Origin of the sequence: Burkholderia theae (genome assembly GCF_048565265.1) — a bacterium.
GTDB classification, from domain to species: Bacteria; Pseudomonadota; Gammaproteobacteria; order Burkholderiales; family Burkholderiaceae; genus Burkholderia; species Burkholderia theae.
Window position 1 is genome coordinate 232,839 of the sequence record NZ_CP183462.1, and the last position, 15,711, is coordinate 248,549.

The window sequence follows — 15,711 nt, forward strand, 5'->3', positions numbered from 1 at the left end:
TGCTGCCGGGTCTGCTGCCATATCGTTGGATGCACATCGTGTAAGAGATGGCGCAGTTCGTGAATGCGCGTTGGTTCGAGCCGTTTGGTCCCTCGAGAATGCTATTGGCAAGACCATCGGCAGTGGCAATGCCGGGATGGAGCAGCATGAGGGCCATGCCAAAGGTTACTGCAGTCGATCGGATAATCTTCCTTGTCAAAAGTTGTGGCTTGATATTCATCGAATTCTCCTTTATGGAGGGTTGAGGAAAATTTCAAGACTTGTTTGCGTGGGGAGGATTTGAGTTGAAGATTTTTTGTATGTTTTCATTTTTTTGAATTCGTGTGTTTGCTAGGTTAGGTTGATGGTGGTGATTTTCCAATCAATTATTTTTTTGAGATTGATAAATTGTTTCTGAGTGTCAAATTGCAAATTTTGTTAAATTAAATTGAGATTAATTTTTTGTTTTATCCCAATGGTTCGGGAAGAGGTGTTGACTCAAGAGCATCACGGCGCCTAAGTCGTGTGGAAATTGTGCTGAATTGTGCGAATGCCACGCCGGCGCGGGGACGCGACGGCGTCATTGTTGCGATCTATGACGCTTGCGGACGAAGGCCCGCGCGCGTGCCGAGATCCGCGTTACCGCTGCGCGGCGACGATCGCCATCATCGGCCGGTCGCGTTCCTCGTCGAGCGCGGGCATCGCTGCGACCTGTTCCGGCGTCGGCGCCCATTCGTCCAGGTGCGTGAGCGTGAAGCCGCAGTCGATCAGCAGGTTGACGAGCGTGCCGAGCGTGCGGTGCTGCTTGACGACACCCGGCGCGAGCCAGTCGGTCACGCGTTCGCCTTCGCGCTGGTAGCCGTCGAGCGGCCAGCACCGGTTGCCCTGCGCATCGACGACGAAGCCGGGCCGGCGCGGCGCCGTGTAGACCGGATGCTCGATCGAGAACACGAGCCGCCCGCCCGGCACGAGCGCGCGATGGAGTGTGCGCAGCAGCGTGTCGAGGTGCGCGATGTAGTGGAACGCGAGCGAGCTGTACGCGAGATCGAACGCGGCATCCGGCAGCGCGAGCGTTTCGAGGTCGGCGCGGCGGTACGTGATCGCCGGGTGCGATGCGCTCGACGCCGCGCGTTCGAGCATGCGTTCGGACACGTCGACGCCGAGCACGCTTGCCGCGCCCTGGTCGGCTGCCCAACGGCTGAACCACCCGTAGCCGCAGCCGAGGTCGAGGACGTTGCGGCCGCGCAGGTCCGGCAGAAGCGCACGCAGCGCGGGCCATTCGGGCGCGCCGTCGAGGCCGTGGACCGAGCGGTTCAGGCGGCTGTAGCCTTCGAAGAAGGCCGGGTCGTCGTAGATATTTTGCGTCATGCGGAAGGCCTCGGGCGAGCAGGGCGCGCGGTGCCGCGCGCCCGACACCGCGAGCTTACGCGGGGTGCCCGCCCGCGTCGATCCTGCGTTGCGTATCGGCATCGACGATGTCGCGGATCGCACTGAACAGCGGCGCGGCGTCGGTATAGCGCCGGCCGTAGCCGAGATTGAACGCGTAGTCGAAATCGGGCGGATTGCTGCCCTGGTTGTGCTGCAGGATCGTTTCCAGTTTGTCGAGCGCCTTCGCCGCGCGCGCTTCCGGCGACGCAGCCGCCTCGTATTCGTCCCACAGCGCGACGACCTCGTCGCGCAGCGCGCGATCGAGCGGCGCCGTCAGCGTCAGCAGATCATCGCGTTCGTGCGCGCTTTTGTCGGGGTGCGCGGCTTGCTCGATCGCGGGGATGTCGCCGTGCAGCGCCTCGCCGAGATCGTGGACGACGCACAGCTTCAGCAGCTTCAGCGTATCGATGCCGGGCAGCGCGTCGGCGAACACGAGTGCCATCAGGCACAGCCGCCAGCTGTGCTCGGCCGTGCTTTCCGCGCGTCCGGCCGACGTGTGGCCGCTGCGCAGCACATCCTTCAGGCGTTCGGCTTCGCGCAGGAAAGTGAGCCGCGCGTGGATCGTGTCGGGGTTCATGATCGGAGTCCTTGCGATGAGCAGGCAAGCGTAAGCCGGCCGCGCGCAATTCGTCCACGCATGAAATATGCGCGGCGCGCTAGAGCGTTTCGACGAGCCGCGCGGCCGAACCATCCGACAGCGTCATCCGCGTCCAGCGGCACAGGCTGCCGCGGATCGGCACGACGCGCGACGCATTCGCGCCGGTGTCGAACTCGACGCTCGGCGGCCCCGCGTGGTCGTGCCAGCCGAGCGTGTCGAGCGCGGCTTCCATGCGAACGATCTTCGGCGTCGCGTAGCGCCACAGCGACGTGCCGAGCAGCATCGGCAACGGCTGCGAGAACTCGGCCGCGCGCGCGGGGGAAGACGCGAGCAGGCGGTGCGTGAGGTCGCACACGAGATGCATGCGGCCCGCGCTGCCCGCGATGAGCCGCGCAAGCGCGTGGTCGCCCGCGGAGTCGAGGCGCGCGGCGAGCAGCCGCTCGGCCGTCGCGCGTTCGTCGGACGACATCTGCTGGATGCCGGCCTCCCAGCGCGAGATCGTCGATTGCGCGACGCCGAACAACTCGGCGGCGTGGCTCTGCTTCACGCGGTGCAGCAGGCGCCAGCGCTTCAGTTGCGGGCCGAGCGGGGGCGTGTGAAGCGGTGATGCGGTCATGGCGATGCTCCGTTCGATACGGCCGTCGCGCCGACGTGCGCGTTCCGCCGGCTACGGATGGAAGTGGAACCCGCCTTGCGCTTCGAGCACGACGAGCGCGACGGGAACCAGGACAACGCCGCCCAGCACGAGCACGCCGTCGGCGGCCACCGTGACCGGCGTGGCGAGAATCCGCAGCCCCATGCCGAGGGCGGACGGCGATTGCTTGACGTAAATCGAGTACGGCCGGTTGAACGGCTGCGTGGCCGCCTTGTCCTGCGCGGCGAAGCCTTCCGTCGAATAGCGCTTGCCGCCGATGTCGCCTTCGAGCACGAGCCCGGCCGGCGCACTGGTGAATCCGTCGGCGGCAGCGGCCTGTCGATCGTCGTCCGATGCATCCTTCGGCAAGACGATCCGGTAGTGGCCGGTGACGCTGCCGCCGCTCGCATGAAAGCCGATAAACGTCGTGCGCAGCGATGTCCGATAGCCGGACTGCAGCACCGGCCGCAATTGAGCCGGCAGATCGAAGATGTAGTGGTAGCGCGTGCCCAGGACGACCAGCTTTTTGCCGTCCTTGGTAATCATGAATCCGGACACGTCCTCGCTGTACGCGTCGTCCTCGTACAGCTTCGGCGTGAAACAGCCCGACAGCGCGACGCAACTCGTGGCCAAACCGGCGGCCAGCAGGCGCCGGCGTGTGATCGATACGTTCATGTTTGTTGTAGTCCCGTCTGGTGCGGTTCAGAGGCTTTCGCCCTCGGAAGCCGGATTCTCGCGTATCCGCCGTGCATTGTCGAACGGGAAATCTGCCACGGCAGCATTACCGATTGCACCGTATCAGGCGCCGCGGGCCCGCCGAAAACGTTTTCTTCAGGCTTTCAACCGGCTCCGCCATATCTTATTATTCGGCGAGAGCGGCACACGCCGGCCGCCATCGGTCATGTCGATGGCATGACGTGCCGGCCCGTATTGCCGCCTGCCGGCCGATGCGTGGCACGACGCGCGGTCGACACGACAGGAAACGCGAGGCCGCGCGTTTCCCGAAAAATGACACGAGGGCGCGATGGTCCGACTGATCCTGCTGCTGCTGGGCATCGAATATCTGCGCACCCGCTGGCGCGGGCTGACCGTGCTCGGCTGGCTGTGGGTCGTCGCGGGCGTCGTCATCTTCGTCGACGCGCTCGACGGCGCGCTGCATTTCCCGATCGAGCTGTTTGCATGGCTGTTCCTGATCGAGGGGCTCGCGACGCTCGCGGTGGCCGGCAGCGGCGTCGGCGGGCAGCGTATCCTGCGCTACGTGAAGGGGATCGTGGTCGTGGTGGCCGCGGGGCTCGTGTTCGCGGGGCATCACCACGGCCACTTCCTGCTGTCGATGATCTTCGGCATGCTGTTCCTCGTCGACGGGCTGCTGCAGTGCACATCCGCATGGATGGTGCGCTACCGCCGCTGGAACGTCGCGTTCGCGTGGGGTGTGGTCGAGATCCTGCTGGCGGTGTTCTTCTTCCAGCCGTACCCGACGCACTACGTGGGTACCGTGCCGTACTGCCTCGGACTACTGCTGATATTCGGCGGGATGCACATGCTGAGTCTCGCCGCGCGCGTGCGGCGGCTCACGCGCAATCCCGCATTCGCGACGTCGCCCGCACCGGCGCTCGCACCCGACCTCGACGATGCGCGCGACCGGCCGCGTTTCGCGCAATCGGAATGGGACGGCCCGCCGGCCGACGGCGAGCACGCGCTCACCGTGCACGTGTGGACGCCGGCCGGCACGTCGAAGGCCGAAGCGCAGCGCTATCCGGTGATCGACCGCTACATCGCGGCGGTGGACGCCAACGGCGTGATCTCGACCGGACATGCGGCGCTGGAGTCGCCGGAGGGCATCTATATCAGCCTGTATCCGGGTGTCGAGATCGATCGTTCTCCGGACGAATTCACGCGTATCCTGCGCGCAACCCGCGAAAACGACGTGCCGGGCCTGTTCCAGCCCGACTACGCGACCGAGTCGAACGCGTGGTGCCCGTCCACCGTGCGCGTGCGCATCCGCAACTACGATCCGGCGAAGCTGGACGCATTCTGGTCGTCGTACCGGCAGAACGTGACGTACAACCTCACGTACCGCAACTGCTCGAGCACCGTGTCGAACGCGCTCGAAGCGGCGCTCGACGGCGCGGTGTGGCGGCTGAAGGGCGCGGGTGCCGGATGGGGCGCGTTCGTGCGGCTGCTGCTCACACCCGAGCTGTGGGTCGCCGCGCAGATCCGCAAGCGTGCGGTGACGATGGCGTGGACGCCCGGGCTCACGCTCGACTATGCGCGCGCGCTCAGCATGCTCGCCGACCCGCGGCCGTTCGCGTGGTGGAAGGTTGCGCGCTCGGCGGTGAAGGCGATCATGGCGTCGCGCCGCGCGTGGCGCGAGCAGGACAGCGCGGCGCTGTCGTCCGGCGGATCGGAGGCGGCGTCGATGAAGTGATCGCGTGGCGCCGGACGAGGGCCCGGCGCCGCAGGGCTAGCCACTTTACAGCCCGGCGATGTTGCCCGTTATAAAAACCCACAGACGAATAAAAATGAACAAGACGAGCGCTTTCCGCATCCTGATTCCCGTTTCGCTGGCGCTGGCGAGCGCCGGCCTCGCGCATGCGGCCGAGGACGAAGTGCCGCGCATGAGCAACGACGTGTACCGGACTTCGGTGTCGTTTTGCTCGAACGTCACGGCCGACGAGAAGATCGAGTGCCAGGGTGACATGATCGCCGCGGGCAGCCGGATCGTCGCGGCGATCGGCGGCCTGCCGCCGACGGCCGCCACGTCGATCGACGAAGGCGCGCGCGACAAGCTGCCTGCGGCGGAGCGCAAGGGCCTCGTGCCCGTCGAGCCGGCCGCGATCGACAAGGACGACGATCTCGCGGGCCTGGCCGGCATGGTGCGCCTGTGCGACGTCTACGAATCCGAGCCGGCGTCGCGCGCGCGGCATCACGCGGCGCTGAAGCAGAAGGCACCCGACGCGGCGCCGCGCGTCGAGGCGTTGCTGGCTGATGCGTCGCCGGCGGCGCGCCAGCGCGTCAGCGTCGGCGTATGGCAGATCCTCGCGCTCGAAGGCCCCGAATCCTCGGCGCGTGCGTGCACGCAACTGGGCGCCGGATCGTGAGCGACGGCGTGCTGCCTGAACGGCGGCACGCGTCAACGGTGTGCGGTAGCGGGCAGGACGCGGAATCGGTTCCTGCCCCCGCGCTCCGCTCGGGTATCGTGTGGCGCGCCAGCGTATGACCGTGCCACCGCACATAATTCGGCCACCTTCACATTCGTGCCACGTTGCGGTTGCAACAATCGCGGGCAGACATTCGACAATCTTGCGGCGCATCCCGCGACCGCAAGCCTTTTCCGAGGAAACGCCATGCTCAAGACGCTCGCCCGCGCTGCTGCCGCACTCGCCGTCGCATCCGCCTCGCTGCACGCCACCGCGCAGTCCAGCTACGACTACCTGTTGCTCGCCGCCTCGTGGGAGCCCGGCTTCTGCGCGTCGCACGACACGCCCGAATGCACGAACCTCGCCGGCACGTATGCGGCGACGAGCCTGTCGCTGCATGGGCTGTGGCCGAACCGCTATGACGGCAACCAGCCGTTCTACTGCGGTGTGCCGCAGAGCGACATCGACCTCGACAACGCGCACCAGTGGTGCAGCATGGATGCGTACCCGATCAGCAGCGCGACCCGCAACACGCTGTCGACGTACATGCCGGGTGTCGCGTCGTGCCTCGACAAGCACGAATGGTTCAAGCACGGCACCTGTTCGGACTCGGCGTCGCCCGATGCGTACTGGAACCAGGCGGCCGGCATGATCAGCCGGCTTGGCAACACGTCGTTCAACGCGTACCTGCAGGCGAACGCGGGCAAGACGGTGACGCGCAACCAGTTGCTGTCCGCGTTCGAAGGCGCGTTCGGCAGCAATACGCGCAGCGCGGTGTCGCTGAAGTGCACGAAGACGAATGGCGTGAGCTACTTCACCGAAGCGTGGATCGCGGTGAAGACGAGCGCGACCACGCAGTTCCCGAGTGCCGCGTCGCTCGTGACGGACGGTAATACGCAGGGCACGTGCCCGACGTCGGGCGTGTATATCGCGAAGTAACGGAGAGGGTGGTCGGCGCCCTCGAACGGGCTTCGGCGTGCGCGACATCGCGCACGTCGTTGCCGGTCACCGCTTCGGCGGAATACCCGACCACAGCAGCCCGGCCAGTTCCGGCGCGTCGAGCTGATGCTCGTCGTCCGCGACCGTGTCGGGTAACGCATGCCATGGCACCGCCGGGTTGCGGTGATGCTGCAGATGCAGGTTGATGTGATACGGCCACACGAACACGCGGCCGATCCATCCCGTTCGCCATGAATACGTCCAGTCGGCCCAGCCCGGCGTCGCATGCGGGCCGCCGCTGTGCTCGGCCATGCTGCGGATCTTCTGCAGCAGCACCGACAGCGTGAGCAGCGGCGCGAACCACAGCGCCGCGACCAACAGGATCGTCCGCGCGGAACAGGCCCACACGAGCAGCGCGACGATCGCCACCCAGCCCGCCGCGGCCGCCTGAAACGGTCGGCCGAGCCGCGTGTTCTGCCCGCCCGCGCGCCGGAACGCCGCCATGTTGCGCACCATGTTCAGCACGAACAGATCGCCGAGGAACTGCCGCGCGAGCGGCCATGCATCGAGCGGCCGGAATCGCCATGGCTGGTCGTGATAGAGGAACTGGCGCTCGGGATCCTGCACGGTGCCGAGATGGCGGTGATGCGCGAGATGCAGCGGCCGGTAGAACTCGACGGGCACGAGCCCCGGCACGCCGATCGCCAGGTTGATCAGGAAGTCGTTGACACCGCGGCGGCGCGTGACGTGATAGTGGGCCGCGTCGTGATACAGGATGAACAGCGCGTGCTGCCGCGTCGCGACGACGAGCACGGCAAGCGCATACAGGTACCACGCGCCGAGCGCGACGGCCACGCGGATCGCAACGACGATGCACGCCCATTCGAGCAGCGCGGCCGCCATCGTGCGCAGGTCGGCGTTCGCGCGCAGCAACGCGAGCGTCGCCGCGCCGGCCGCGATGCCGACCGCGCCGCCCCATGCGACATCCACGGCGCGATGCTGGCCGGTGGTCAGCACCGTCACCATCAGCAGCGCGCTCCATGCGACGAACAGCACGGCGGTTCGCCGTCGCAGCGCCAGCAGCACGATTGCGATCGCGACCGGCAGCGCGACATGCCCGCTCGGCGACGCGGCAAGCGGCGTGTCAATTCGTTGCAGCCACGCGATCCAGCCGCTATCGGCGGCCGGCCATGCGACGGCGGTCGGATGCAGCAGATGGGATACGAGGCAAAGGCCCGCGGCGAGCGCGCCCGCGAAGAACGCCGGCAGCAGCCATGCGCGGCCGCGCCCGAGCCATACCAGCGCGGGCATCACGAAGAGGTAGCTCAGGTAGAGCGGTACGGTGCCGGGCAGCAGCGGAATCGCGCGATCGAATGCGCTCGCCGAAATCGGCGTAACCGGGCCGAGCGGCATGTGCGTGACGAAGCGGTAGAGTGCACCCGTCACGACGAGATAGGCGGCGAGCAGCAGCCATGGCCGGGCGATCGGCGTGTCGTTCGCATCCTGGCGGGCAAGGACCTGGGACATGGCGGGAGCGGGCGGGTAACGGGCTATCATAGCAAGGTGTTCAGTCTTGCAGGAGTGCCCCGATGGAGTTGCGTGCCACTGCCGTCGAACGTGCGGCCTTGGGCCCGGACGACATCGACCGGATGTTCTCGTTGTATGCGGCGTCCTATTGCGACACGGCGCGTGCGCAGTTCGACCGCGACCTCGGCGACAAGACGCACTGCATCGTGCTGCGCGACAGCGGCGGCGCGATCCAGGGCTTCTCGACGCTCAAGCAATACGAGACGCACTGGCGCGACGCATCGATCCGCGTGATCTTTTCCGGCGATACGATCATCGATCCCGCTCACTGGGGCACGCAGCATCTCGCGTTCGCGTGGATCCGCCACGCGGGCGACGTATGGCGGCAGGCGCCCGCCGTGCCGCTGTACTGGTTCCTGATCTGCAAGGGGCATCGCACCTATCGCTACCTGCGCGCGTTCGCGCGCGACTACGCGCCGCGTGCCGACAACCTGACCGCACCGGCGACGCAGGACCTGATGGATCACCTGGCCGCCAGCCGCTACGGGCACGCATACGATCCGGTCACCGGTCTCTTGTCGTTCGACACGCCGCAGGGCCGGCTGACGCCCACGCTCGCGGAGGTGCCGGTCGCGCACCGGCGGCTCGCTGACGTCGACTACTTCCTTGCACGCAACCCTGGCTATGCGCAAGGCGACGAGCTCGTGTGCCTGTGCGAACTGTCCGCGTCGAACCTGCGGCCGCTCGCGCGCCGACTGTTTGACGGCGCGTGAGCCGCACGCATGCGGATCCGTCTCGCGCAACCGGCCGACAACGCGCGCATCCTCGATTTCCAGGCCCGCCATGCGATGCAGGGCAGCCTGCCGCTGCGCTTCGATCGCGCACCCGACTACTTCGCGCTGCATCGCTGTCACGCGCCGCATCATGAGGTATGGCTCGCGGAGGGCGAGCAGGCGTCGCTGAAGGGGCTCGCGAGCCTCGTCGTGCGCGACGGTTATCTCGGCGAGCGCGCACAGCCGGTCGCCTATCTCGGCGATCTGCGCCTGATGCCCGACCGGCGCCTGTCGCGCGAGTGGACCGACTCGGTGCGCGACCGCTTCGCGACGTTGCGCACCGAAGCCGGCGTGCAGCACGCGTACTGCTGCATGATTCGCGACAACCGGCTCGCGATGCAGTCGCTTGCGCGGTCGCGGCGCGAGAACCGGCTGCGTTTTTCTCATTGGCACGGCTACGAGAATGTGTCGGTCTACGCGCAGCGCGGGTTGTCGTCCGCGCCGCGCAACGCGCCCGGCGTCCGGATCGTCGACGCGCAGCCGCATCACGCGGACGCGCTGCGCGCGTTTCTCGATGCCGAATCGCGCCGCCAGCCGTTCGGCAGCGTGTTTTCCGCGGACGAGTTCGCGCGCCGGCTCGACACATGGCCGGCGTTCGGCATCGGTTCGTTCCTGCTGGCGCTCGACGCGCGCGGCAACGTGCTTGGCTGCGTCGCGCCGTGGGATGCCGGCGACATCAAGCGGATCGTGCTCGAACGGCTGCCGTTGCCGCTGCAGGCGATCCGCGTCGCATTCAACGCGCTTGCGCCCGCGTTGCGCCGCCCGCGTATCGCAGCACCCGGTGAGCCGCTGCGCGATGTCTACCTGACGCACCTGCAGGTGCGCGACCGCGATCCCTCCGTGTTCGCGGCGCTGCTCGATGCCGCGTGGCTGCGCGTGCGCAACGGTCATGCGCTGATGCAGCTGTGCCTGTACGACGGCGATCCGCTATGGCCGGCGCTCGCGCGCTATCGCGCGGCGCGTACGCCGATGGATCTCTATACGCTGTCGACCGGCGAGCCGGCCGAGCCGATCGGCGGTCTGCTGGCCGGCCGCGTGCCGGGTTTCGAGATCTACCTCGTCTGACCGCGCGTGACGTGCAGCAGGTCGGCGAGCGCGAGCCAGAAGCGGCCGGCGTCGAAGCCGAGCCCGCCGAGCACGGGCTGGCCGTGATCGAGCCGCGGCAGGCAGATTTGCGGGATGCCGGCCATCACCTGATGTTCGAGATAGAACTGCCCGTCGTGCGCGCAGCCGGGACGATGGCCGTTCAGCCGCCCATGGTGCGAATCGAAGCGCGTGGACGCTTCGACGGACCAGCTCACGCCATGCACGAGATGCAGGTCGCGCGGCAGCGCCGCGAGCATCGCGCCGACGCGCGGATCGCGCCGGCTGCTGATGTCGCGCGTGCCGGCGTTCGCCCAGCGCGTGCGCAGCAGGCGCTGCGCGATGCGGTCGGGCCACGGCGCGGCCACGTGCGGCGGCACGCCGTGACGGAAGATCGTGTCGACGATCGCGGACGGGCCGCACGGCGGCTGCACGAGCGCGATGCCCGCGCAACGCGCCGACAGCGCCGGGTCGCCGACCAGCGCGGCGAGCGTATCGATGCCGCCCTTGCTGTGTGCGAGCGCGACGAATTCGCCGCCGGCCGGCAGGTGCGTGCGCAGGTACGTGCCGATATGCGCACCTTGATCGAACACGCCGCGCGCGGAACGCACGGGCACCGTCAGCACGCGATAGCCGGCCGCGCCGAGCGTCTGCCGCGCGCCGCGATTGCAACCGGGCAGCCATTCCGAATACAGGCCGGCGACAAGCACGATCGTCGTCGTCAGCGGCAGGCGGGCGGTACGCCGCGTCCAGCCGTCGATGAACGCGTCGGTCCGGTCGAGCGGCGCTTCAGCTCGTGCGAACGGGGTCGCCGGATAGTGTCGGCGCCAGTCGTCGAACCCGTCGGGCGTCCACGGCGCGCGCGTCATGCATGCGACTCCGGTTCGCGTTCGGCGGTGGCCAGATACGGTTCGAGCGCGATGCGCGCCGCGCGCAGCGCAGCGTCGCTGTCGATGTGATCGGGATGGAAACGCGGCGAGAACCACGCCAGCCACAGTGGCATCACGCGCGTGAAGATGCCCGGCGCGACGAACAGCCAGCGCAGCAATTGCAGCCAGCCGCGCGCATTCCACGTCTGACCGTCGACCGCGACGAGGCGGTGCACGAAAAAGATCAGGTCGACCACGAAGTAGACCGAGATCCCGAGCATCGCCGCGCAGCGCACGACATAGCGTCGCGCCGCGTTCGGCATCGCCGCCGTGAACACGTCGAACGCGACGGTCTTGTGTTCGGTTTCCTCGATCGCATGCCAGCGCCACACGGCCGCCATCGTCGGATCGGCGCCGTCGAGGATCGCCGGGTCGCTCAGCAGGCGGTGCGCGAGGATCGTCGTGTAGTGTTCGAGGCACGCCGTCAGCGCGAGCCGCGTGACGGGCGATACCTGGCGCGCGGCATTGCGCTGGCGTTTTTCGAGCAGCGCTTCGAGTGCGTCGACCGGCACGCGCTGCGACGCGAGGCGCGCGTTGTAGAGCCGGTGCACGCGGATATGCGACGCTTCCTGCCGCACGAACGCATCGACGTCGGCCGCGAGCGACGCATCGCCGCCGACGCGGTCGCGAAACGGCCGCACGCTTTCGATGAAGAAGCGCTCGCCGAGCGGGAACATCACGGAAAACGCGTCGAAGAAGCGCGTGACATGGCAGGTGCCGCGATACCAGAAGCGCGGAATGCGCGCGTCGATCGCGAAGTGCACGTCGCGCGGCGGCATGCGCGACGCGGCGTTGGCGGCGGGGGGGCGGCGAAACGGATGCATGCTAGTTCGGCCCCGTCGGGGACGGGGCGCGGGCCGTTATCGGCGGCTGACGCATCTGATGTATCCTCCCGTGCAAACAACCGCCATTCCGAGCCATGAACCGACCGAGCGCGCAGGCCGCTGCGGCGCAGACCCGACGTTACGATCGCGCGAACCTGCTGGTGCTCGCGCTGCAGAGCATGGTGTGGGCCGGCACGCTCACCTGGCTCTCGCATACGAGTGCCGGCGCGATCAAGTGGCTCGTGCTCATCCCGTTCTGCCTCGTGATGCAGGGCGTGTTCTCGATGATGCACGAAACCTTTCACGGGTTCGGGCATCGCCGGCCGATCGCGAATTATATGATGATGTGGTGGGCTTCCACGATGTTCGGCGCGGCTGCGACGCTGATTCACGTGAACCATCTCGGCCATCACGTGCGCAATCGTACGCGCGCCGAGCGCGCCGATTTCGCGACAGCGGACGAATCGCTGCTGCGCAAGCGCATCGAATACTACGCGGCGATCCTCGGCGGCATCTGGCTCGGCAGTTTCGTCGGCAGCTTCGTGCTCGCGCTGGTGCCCGGCCGCACGATGCAGCGGCTTGCCGCGCGCGGCGACGACAACACCTACGCGGCCGCCTTCAAGGAATTCACGACGGCCGACTTCCGCCGCATTCGCTACGAAACGCTGGCTTCCGTCGGCGCGTGGCTGCTGGCCGGCTGGCTGCTCGACTGGTCGGCGTCGGCGGTGCTGGTCGCGTATGTTGCGTTCGCGTTCTCGTGGTCGTCGCTGCAGTGGGTGTACCACATGCGCACGCCGCTCGACGTCGTCGAAGGCACGTACAACATGCGCGCGCCGACACCCGTGCGCTGGCTGTTGCTGAACTTCAACTACAACCTGACGCACCATCGCCGGCCCGCGTTGCGCTGGCAGGACATGCATGCGGCGTCGGACCAGCGCGAGACGCGACCGCTGTGGTACGGCTGGCTCACGATCTTCGCGCCGCCGCGCCGGCTGCCCGACGATCTCGCGCAACTCGACAAGACCTATTTCTGATGGACGCCTCCGCCCGCAGCCCGGCCGACGCATGGCGCACGTTCGCGCGCGCCGCGCAGCCGGACGTCGACCGCTGGCTGGCGAGCCTCGAAGCGCCGGGTGAAGCGCAGGCGCAACGGCTGATGGCGCTGCTCGCGGCAAACCGCAATACGGCGTTCGGACGCCGCTTCGGCTTCGACCGGATCGGCAGCCCCGCGCAGTTCCGTGAGCGTGTGCCCGTGCATGCGGCCTTCGATTTCCTGCCGTGGCTCGAACGTGTGTCGCACGACTCGGAACCGGTGCTGACCGCCGAGCGTCCGGTGTTCCTCGAACGGACGAGCGGCAGCACCGCGCGCCAGAAGCTGATTCCGTACACGCCCGCGTTCCTGCGCGAGCTGCAGGCCGCGATGATCGTATGGCTGGCCGACATGCATCGCGCGTGCCCGGCGCTCGGGGAAGGGCGCGCGTACTGGTCGATGTCGCCGCCGCTGCAGGCGCCCGGCGTTGCACCGAACGGTATTCCGGTCGGCTCGGCGAGCGATCTCGATTACCTCGGCGACAGCAGCGCGGCCGCGCTCGCGTCGAAGCTGCTGGTGCCGCCGCTGACCGGCGACGTGTCGACGTGGCGGCGCGAGACGCTGCGCGCGCTGGTCGCCGACGAAACGCTCGCGTTCATCAGCGTGTGGAGCCCGACGTTCCTGACGAGCGTGCTGCGTCCGCTATTCGATCGCGACGATGCCGACGGCGCGCGCGACCTTGCATGGGTCGATGCGTCGTTGCCGGCCGAGCGTCGCGCGGCGCTGCGCCGAGCGATCGCGGATGGCGATTGCCGCGCGCTGTGGCCGCGTCTGGCTGCCGTGAGCTGCTGGCTGGACGGCCCGAGCCAGCACTACGCCGATGCGTTGCGTACGCGATTCCCGGGTGTGCAATGGCTGCCGAAGGGGCTGTTCGCGACCGAAGGCGTCGCCAGCATTCCGTTCGGCGCGGGCGACGGCTGCCCGCTCGCGATCGGCAGCCACTACCTTGAATTCGTGCGCGACGACGGCAGCGTGTGCGACGCCGAAGGGTTGCAACCCGGCGACGAAGCACAGGTTCTGCTGACCACGGGCGGCGGGCTCATGCGCTATGCGCTCGGCGATCGCGTCCGCGTGGTTGGCATGACCGCGCGCACGCCGCGCATTGCGTTCGTCGGACGCGCGGCGGCGAGCGTCGATCTCGTCGGCGAGAAGCTCGACGAGCAGATTGCGGCCGATGCGCTGAATGAGGCACGCGCGCAGCACGGCGAAGTCGGTGCATGCATCGTGCCGTGCGCCGCGCGGGAAGCGCTGCCGCACTATGTGCTGTGCGTCGCAGGCGAGATTGGCGATGACGCAGCCGACGCGCTATGCGCGGCCGTCGAAGCGGCGCTGGCGCAGGCGTTCCATTACGCGCATGCGCGCCGCATCGGCCAGCTCGGTCCGCTGCGCGTGCGACACCTGGGTGGATCGCACGCGCGGCTCGGCGACTTGCTGCAGCATGCGGCCGAACGAGCCGGTATCCGTGCGGGCGACGTGAAGCCGTGCGTGCTCGTGACGCGGCTGCCGGTGGCCGACGCGCTGCTCGCGATGACGGATGAATGATCCAATGAACGACATGACCGAACCCCGTGGATGCGGGCAGGATTGCCCGTCGCGCGACGCGGCGCCTGCGCACGAACCCGTGCCGCCGGCCGACGGCCTGCACGAGCAATGGTTCGTCGCGTGCACCGAACGCGAACTTCCGCGCGACAAGCCGCTCGGCGTCCGGATTCTCGATACCGGCATCGTGCTGTTCCGGCAGCGCGACGGCCGGATCGCCGCGCTGATTGACCAGTGCGTGCATCGCGGCACGCGCCTGTCGGCCGGCAAGGTCGACGGCGATGCGCTCGTCTGTCCGTATCACGGCTGGCGCTACGATGGCGAAGGGCAGGTCGTCCATGTGCCGAGCATCGACGGCACGCGGTCGACCGGCACGCCCGGTCGTTATCCGTTCCGGCAGCGCACGTTGCCCGTGCAACTGCTCGACGGGCTCGTGTGGGTGTATCTCGGCGCCGGCGACCCGTCGGCGCGCGCGATCTTCCGGATGCCGTTCCGCGACGCCGCGCCGTGGCAGTCGTACTACATGGTCAACACGTTCGACGGCGACATCGCGATGCTCGCGCAGAACTTCATGGACGTACCGCATACGGTATTCGTGCACGACGGGATTTTCCGCAGCAGCCGCGGCCAGGCGATGGAAGCGACCGTCGCGGCGACGCCGGACAGCGTCGCCGTCACCTACCACGACGGCGACGACAAGATCGGCTTTTGCCTCGACTGGCTCACGAACCCCGATCGCGTGCCGCTCGCGCACGTCGACCGTTTCATCGCGCCGAACGTGACGCGCTGCGATTACCTGTGGGGCGAGCGTTCCGGGTTCCTGATCGTCAGCCAGATCACGCCGATCGATGCGCGCCGCTCGCGCGTCTACACCTACATTGCGTATCGCTTCCGGCTGCCGCGCTGGATGCTGCGCGCGCTGCGGCCGCTGCTGAACCTGTATACGCACCTCGTGATTCAGCAGGACGTGCGGATCATGCGCGCGCATCGGCAGGGCCTCGACAACGCGCCGGGGTTCCGCCCGCACAACGTACGCGCCGACATCGTGCATGTCGCGATCGACCGGCTGCTCGACGCGGTGAAGCGCGGCGAGCCGCTGCCGGCCGAGCAGTGCGGCGAGAAAGTGATGCGGTTCGAACTGTAGGCGCGGCATACGTGGCCGCGCGAT

General features: G+C 67.9%; 15 protein-coding genes. 8 read left to right on the forward strand and 7 right to left on the reverse strand.

The genetic code is table 11. The features are described from left to right. Positions 1 to 618: 618 nt before the first annotated feature. The 4 genes from ACN22W_RS18560 to ACN22W_RS18575 all read right to left on the reverse strand — a co-directional run bounded on the left by ACN22W_RS18560 (position 619) and on the right by ACN22W_RS18575 (position 3,314). Positions 619 to 1,347, reverse strand: a complete 729-nt coding sequence (locus tag ACN22W_RS18560) for a class I SAM-dependent methyltransferase (RefSeq protein ID WP_419688916.1) — start codon at positions 1,345 to 1,347, stop codon at positions 619 to 621. 55 nt (positions 1,348 to 1,402) lie between these two features. After that, entirely contained in the window at positions 1,403 to 1,984 is a 582-nt protein-coding gene (locus ACN22W_RS18565) for an HD domain-containing protein (RefSeq protein ID WP_419688917.1), read from the reverse strand. A 79-nt stretch (positions 1,985 to 2,063) separates the two neighbouring features. Further along, complete coding sequence (locus tag ACN22W_RS18570; RefSeq protein WP_419688918.1) at positions 2,064 to 2,621, reverse strand: helix-turn-helix domain-containing protein; 558 nt, start codon at positions 2,619 to 2,621, stop codon at positions 2,064 to 2,066. A 51-nt stretch (positions 2,622 to 2,672) separates the two neighbouring features. After that, complete coding sequence (locus ACN22W_RS18575; protein WP_419688919.1) at positions 2,673 to 3,314, reverse strand: hypothetical protein; 642 nt, start codon at positions 3,312 to 3,314, stop codon at positions 2,673 to 2,675. A gap of 349 nt (positions 3,315 to 3,663) precedes the next feature. Here ACN22W_RS18575 and ACN22W_RS18580 point away from each other — a divergent pair, with 349 nt between their 5' ends. The 3 genes from ACN22W_RS18580 (at position 3,664) to ACN22W_RS18590 (ending at position 6,718) form a co-directional block, all read left to right on the forward strand. Next, entirely contained in the window at positions 3,664 to 5,067 is a 1,404-nt protein-coding gene (locus ACN22W_RS18580) for an HdeD family acid-resistance protein (protein WP_419688920.1), read from the forward strand. Between the two features lie 94 nt (positions 5,068 to 5,161). After that, positions 5,162 to 5,740, forward strand: coding sequence for a hypothetical protein (locus ACN22W_RS18585; protein ID WP_419688921.1), 579 nt, complete (start codon positions 5,162 to 5,164; stop codon positions 5,738 to 5,740). Between the two features lie 246 nt (positions 5,741 to 5,986). Next, a complete protein-coding gene (locus ACN22W_RS18590; protein WP_193099994.1) occupies positions 5,987 to 6,718 on the forward strand; it encodes a ribonuclease T2 in 732 nt (243 codons plus the stop codon). 66 nt (positions 6,719 to 6,784) lie between these two features. On the opposite strand, the gene ACN22W_RS18595 is transcribed toward ACN22W_RS18590, so the two are convergent. After that, entirely contained in the window at positions 6,785 to 8,245 is a 1,461-nt protein-coding gene (locus tag ACN22W_RS18595) for a fatty acid desaturase (RefSeq protein WP_419688922.1), read from the reverse strand. 62 nt (positions 8,246 to 8,307) lie between these two features. Here ACN22W_RS18595 and ACN22W_RS18600 point away from each other — a divergent pair, with 62 nt between their 5' ends. After that, positions 8,308 to 9,018, forward strand: a complete 711-nt coding sequence (locus tag ACN22W_RS18600) for a hypothetical protein (protein WP_419688923.1) — start codon at positions 8,308 to 8,310, stop codon at positions 9,016 to 9,018. Positions 9,019 to 9,027: 9 nt separating this feature from the next. After that, positions 9,028 to 10,143, forward strand: coding sequence for a hypothetical protein (locus tag ACN22W_RS18605; RefSeq protein WP_419688924.1), 1,116 nt, complete (start codon positions 9,028 to 9,030; stop codon positions 10,141 to 10,143). Here the strand turns inward: ACN22W_RS18605 and ACN22W_RS18610 are convergent. Further along, positions 10,131 to 11,030: a hypothetical protein gene (locus ACN22W_RS18610; protein WP_419688925.1), complete on the reverse strand. Its 900-nt coding sequence runs from the start codon at positions 11,028 to 11,030 to the stop codon at positions 10,131 to 10,133. The genes ACN22W_RS18605 and ACN22W_RS18610 overlap by 13 nt on opposite strands. Next, positions 11,027 to 11,914, reverse strand: coding sequence for a metal-dependent hydrolase (locus tag ACN22W_RS18615; RefSeq protein ID WP_419688926.1), 888 nt, complete (start codon positions 11,912 to 11,914; stop codon positions 11,027 to 11,029). Before ACN22W_RS18615 ends, ACN22W_RS18610 begins: the two co-directional genes overlap by 4 nt. Before the next feature lie 95 nt (positions 11,915 to 12,009). Between ACN22W_RS18615 and ACN22W_RS18620 the strand changes: the two genes are divergently transcribed. Genes ACN22W_RS18620 through ACN22W_RS18630 form a run of 3 tightly spaced genes read left to right on the forward strand, consistent with a single transcriptional unit; the run spans position 12,010 to position 15,687 of the window. After that, positions 12,010 to 12,948: a fatty acid desaturase gene (locus ACN22W_RS18620; protein WP_419688927.1), complete on the forward strand. Its 939-nt coding sequence runs from the start codon at positions 12,010 to 12,012 to the stop codon at positions 12,946 to 12,948. Continuing rightward, complete coding sequence (locus tag ACN22W_RS18625; protein WP_419688928.1) at positions 12,948 to 14,546, forward strand: GH3 family domain-containing protein; 1,599 nt, start codon at positions 12,948 to 12,950, stop codon at positions 14,544 to 14,546. Before ACN22W_RS18620 ends, ACN22W_RS18625 begins: the two co-directional genes overlap by 1 nt. A gap of 13 nt (positions 14,547 to 14,559) precedes the next feature. Continuing rightward, positions 14,560 to 15,687, forward strand: coding sequence for a Rieske 2Fe-2S domain-containing protein (locus ACN22W_RS18630; RefSeq protein WP_419688929.1), 1,128 nt, complete (start codon positions 14,560 to 14,562; stop codon positions 15,685 to 15,687). The last annotated feature ends 24 nt before the right edge of the window (positions 15,688 to 15,711 follow it).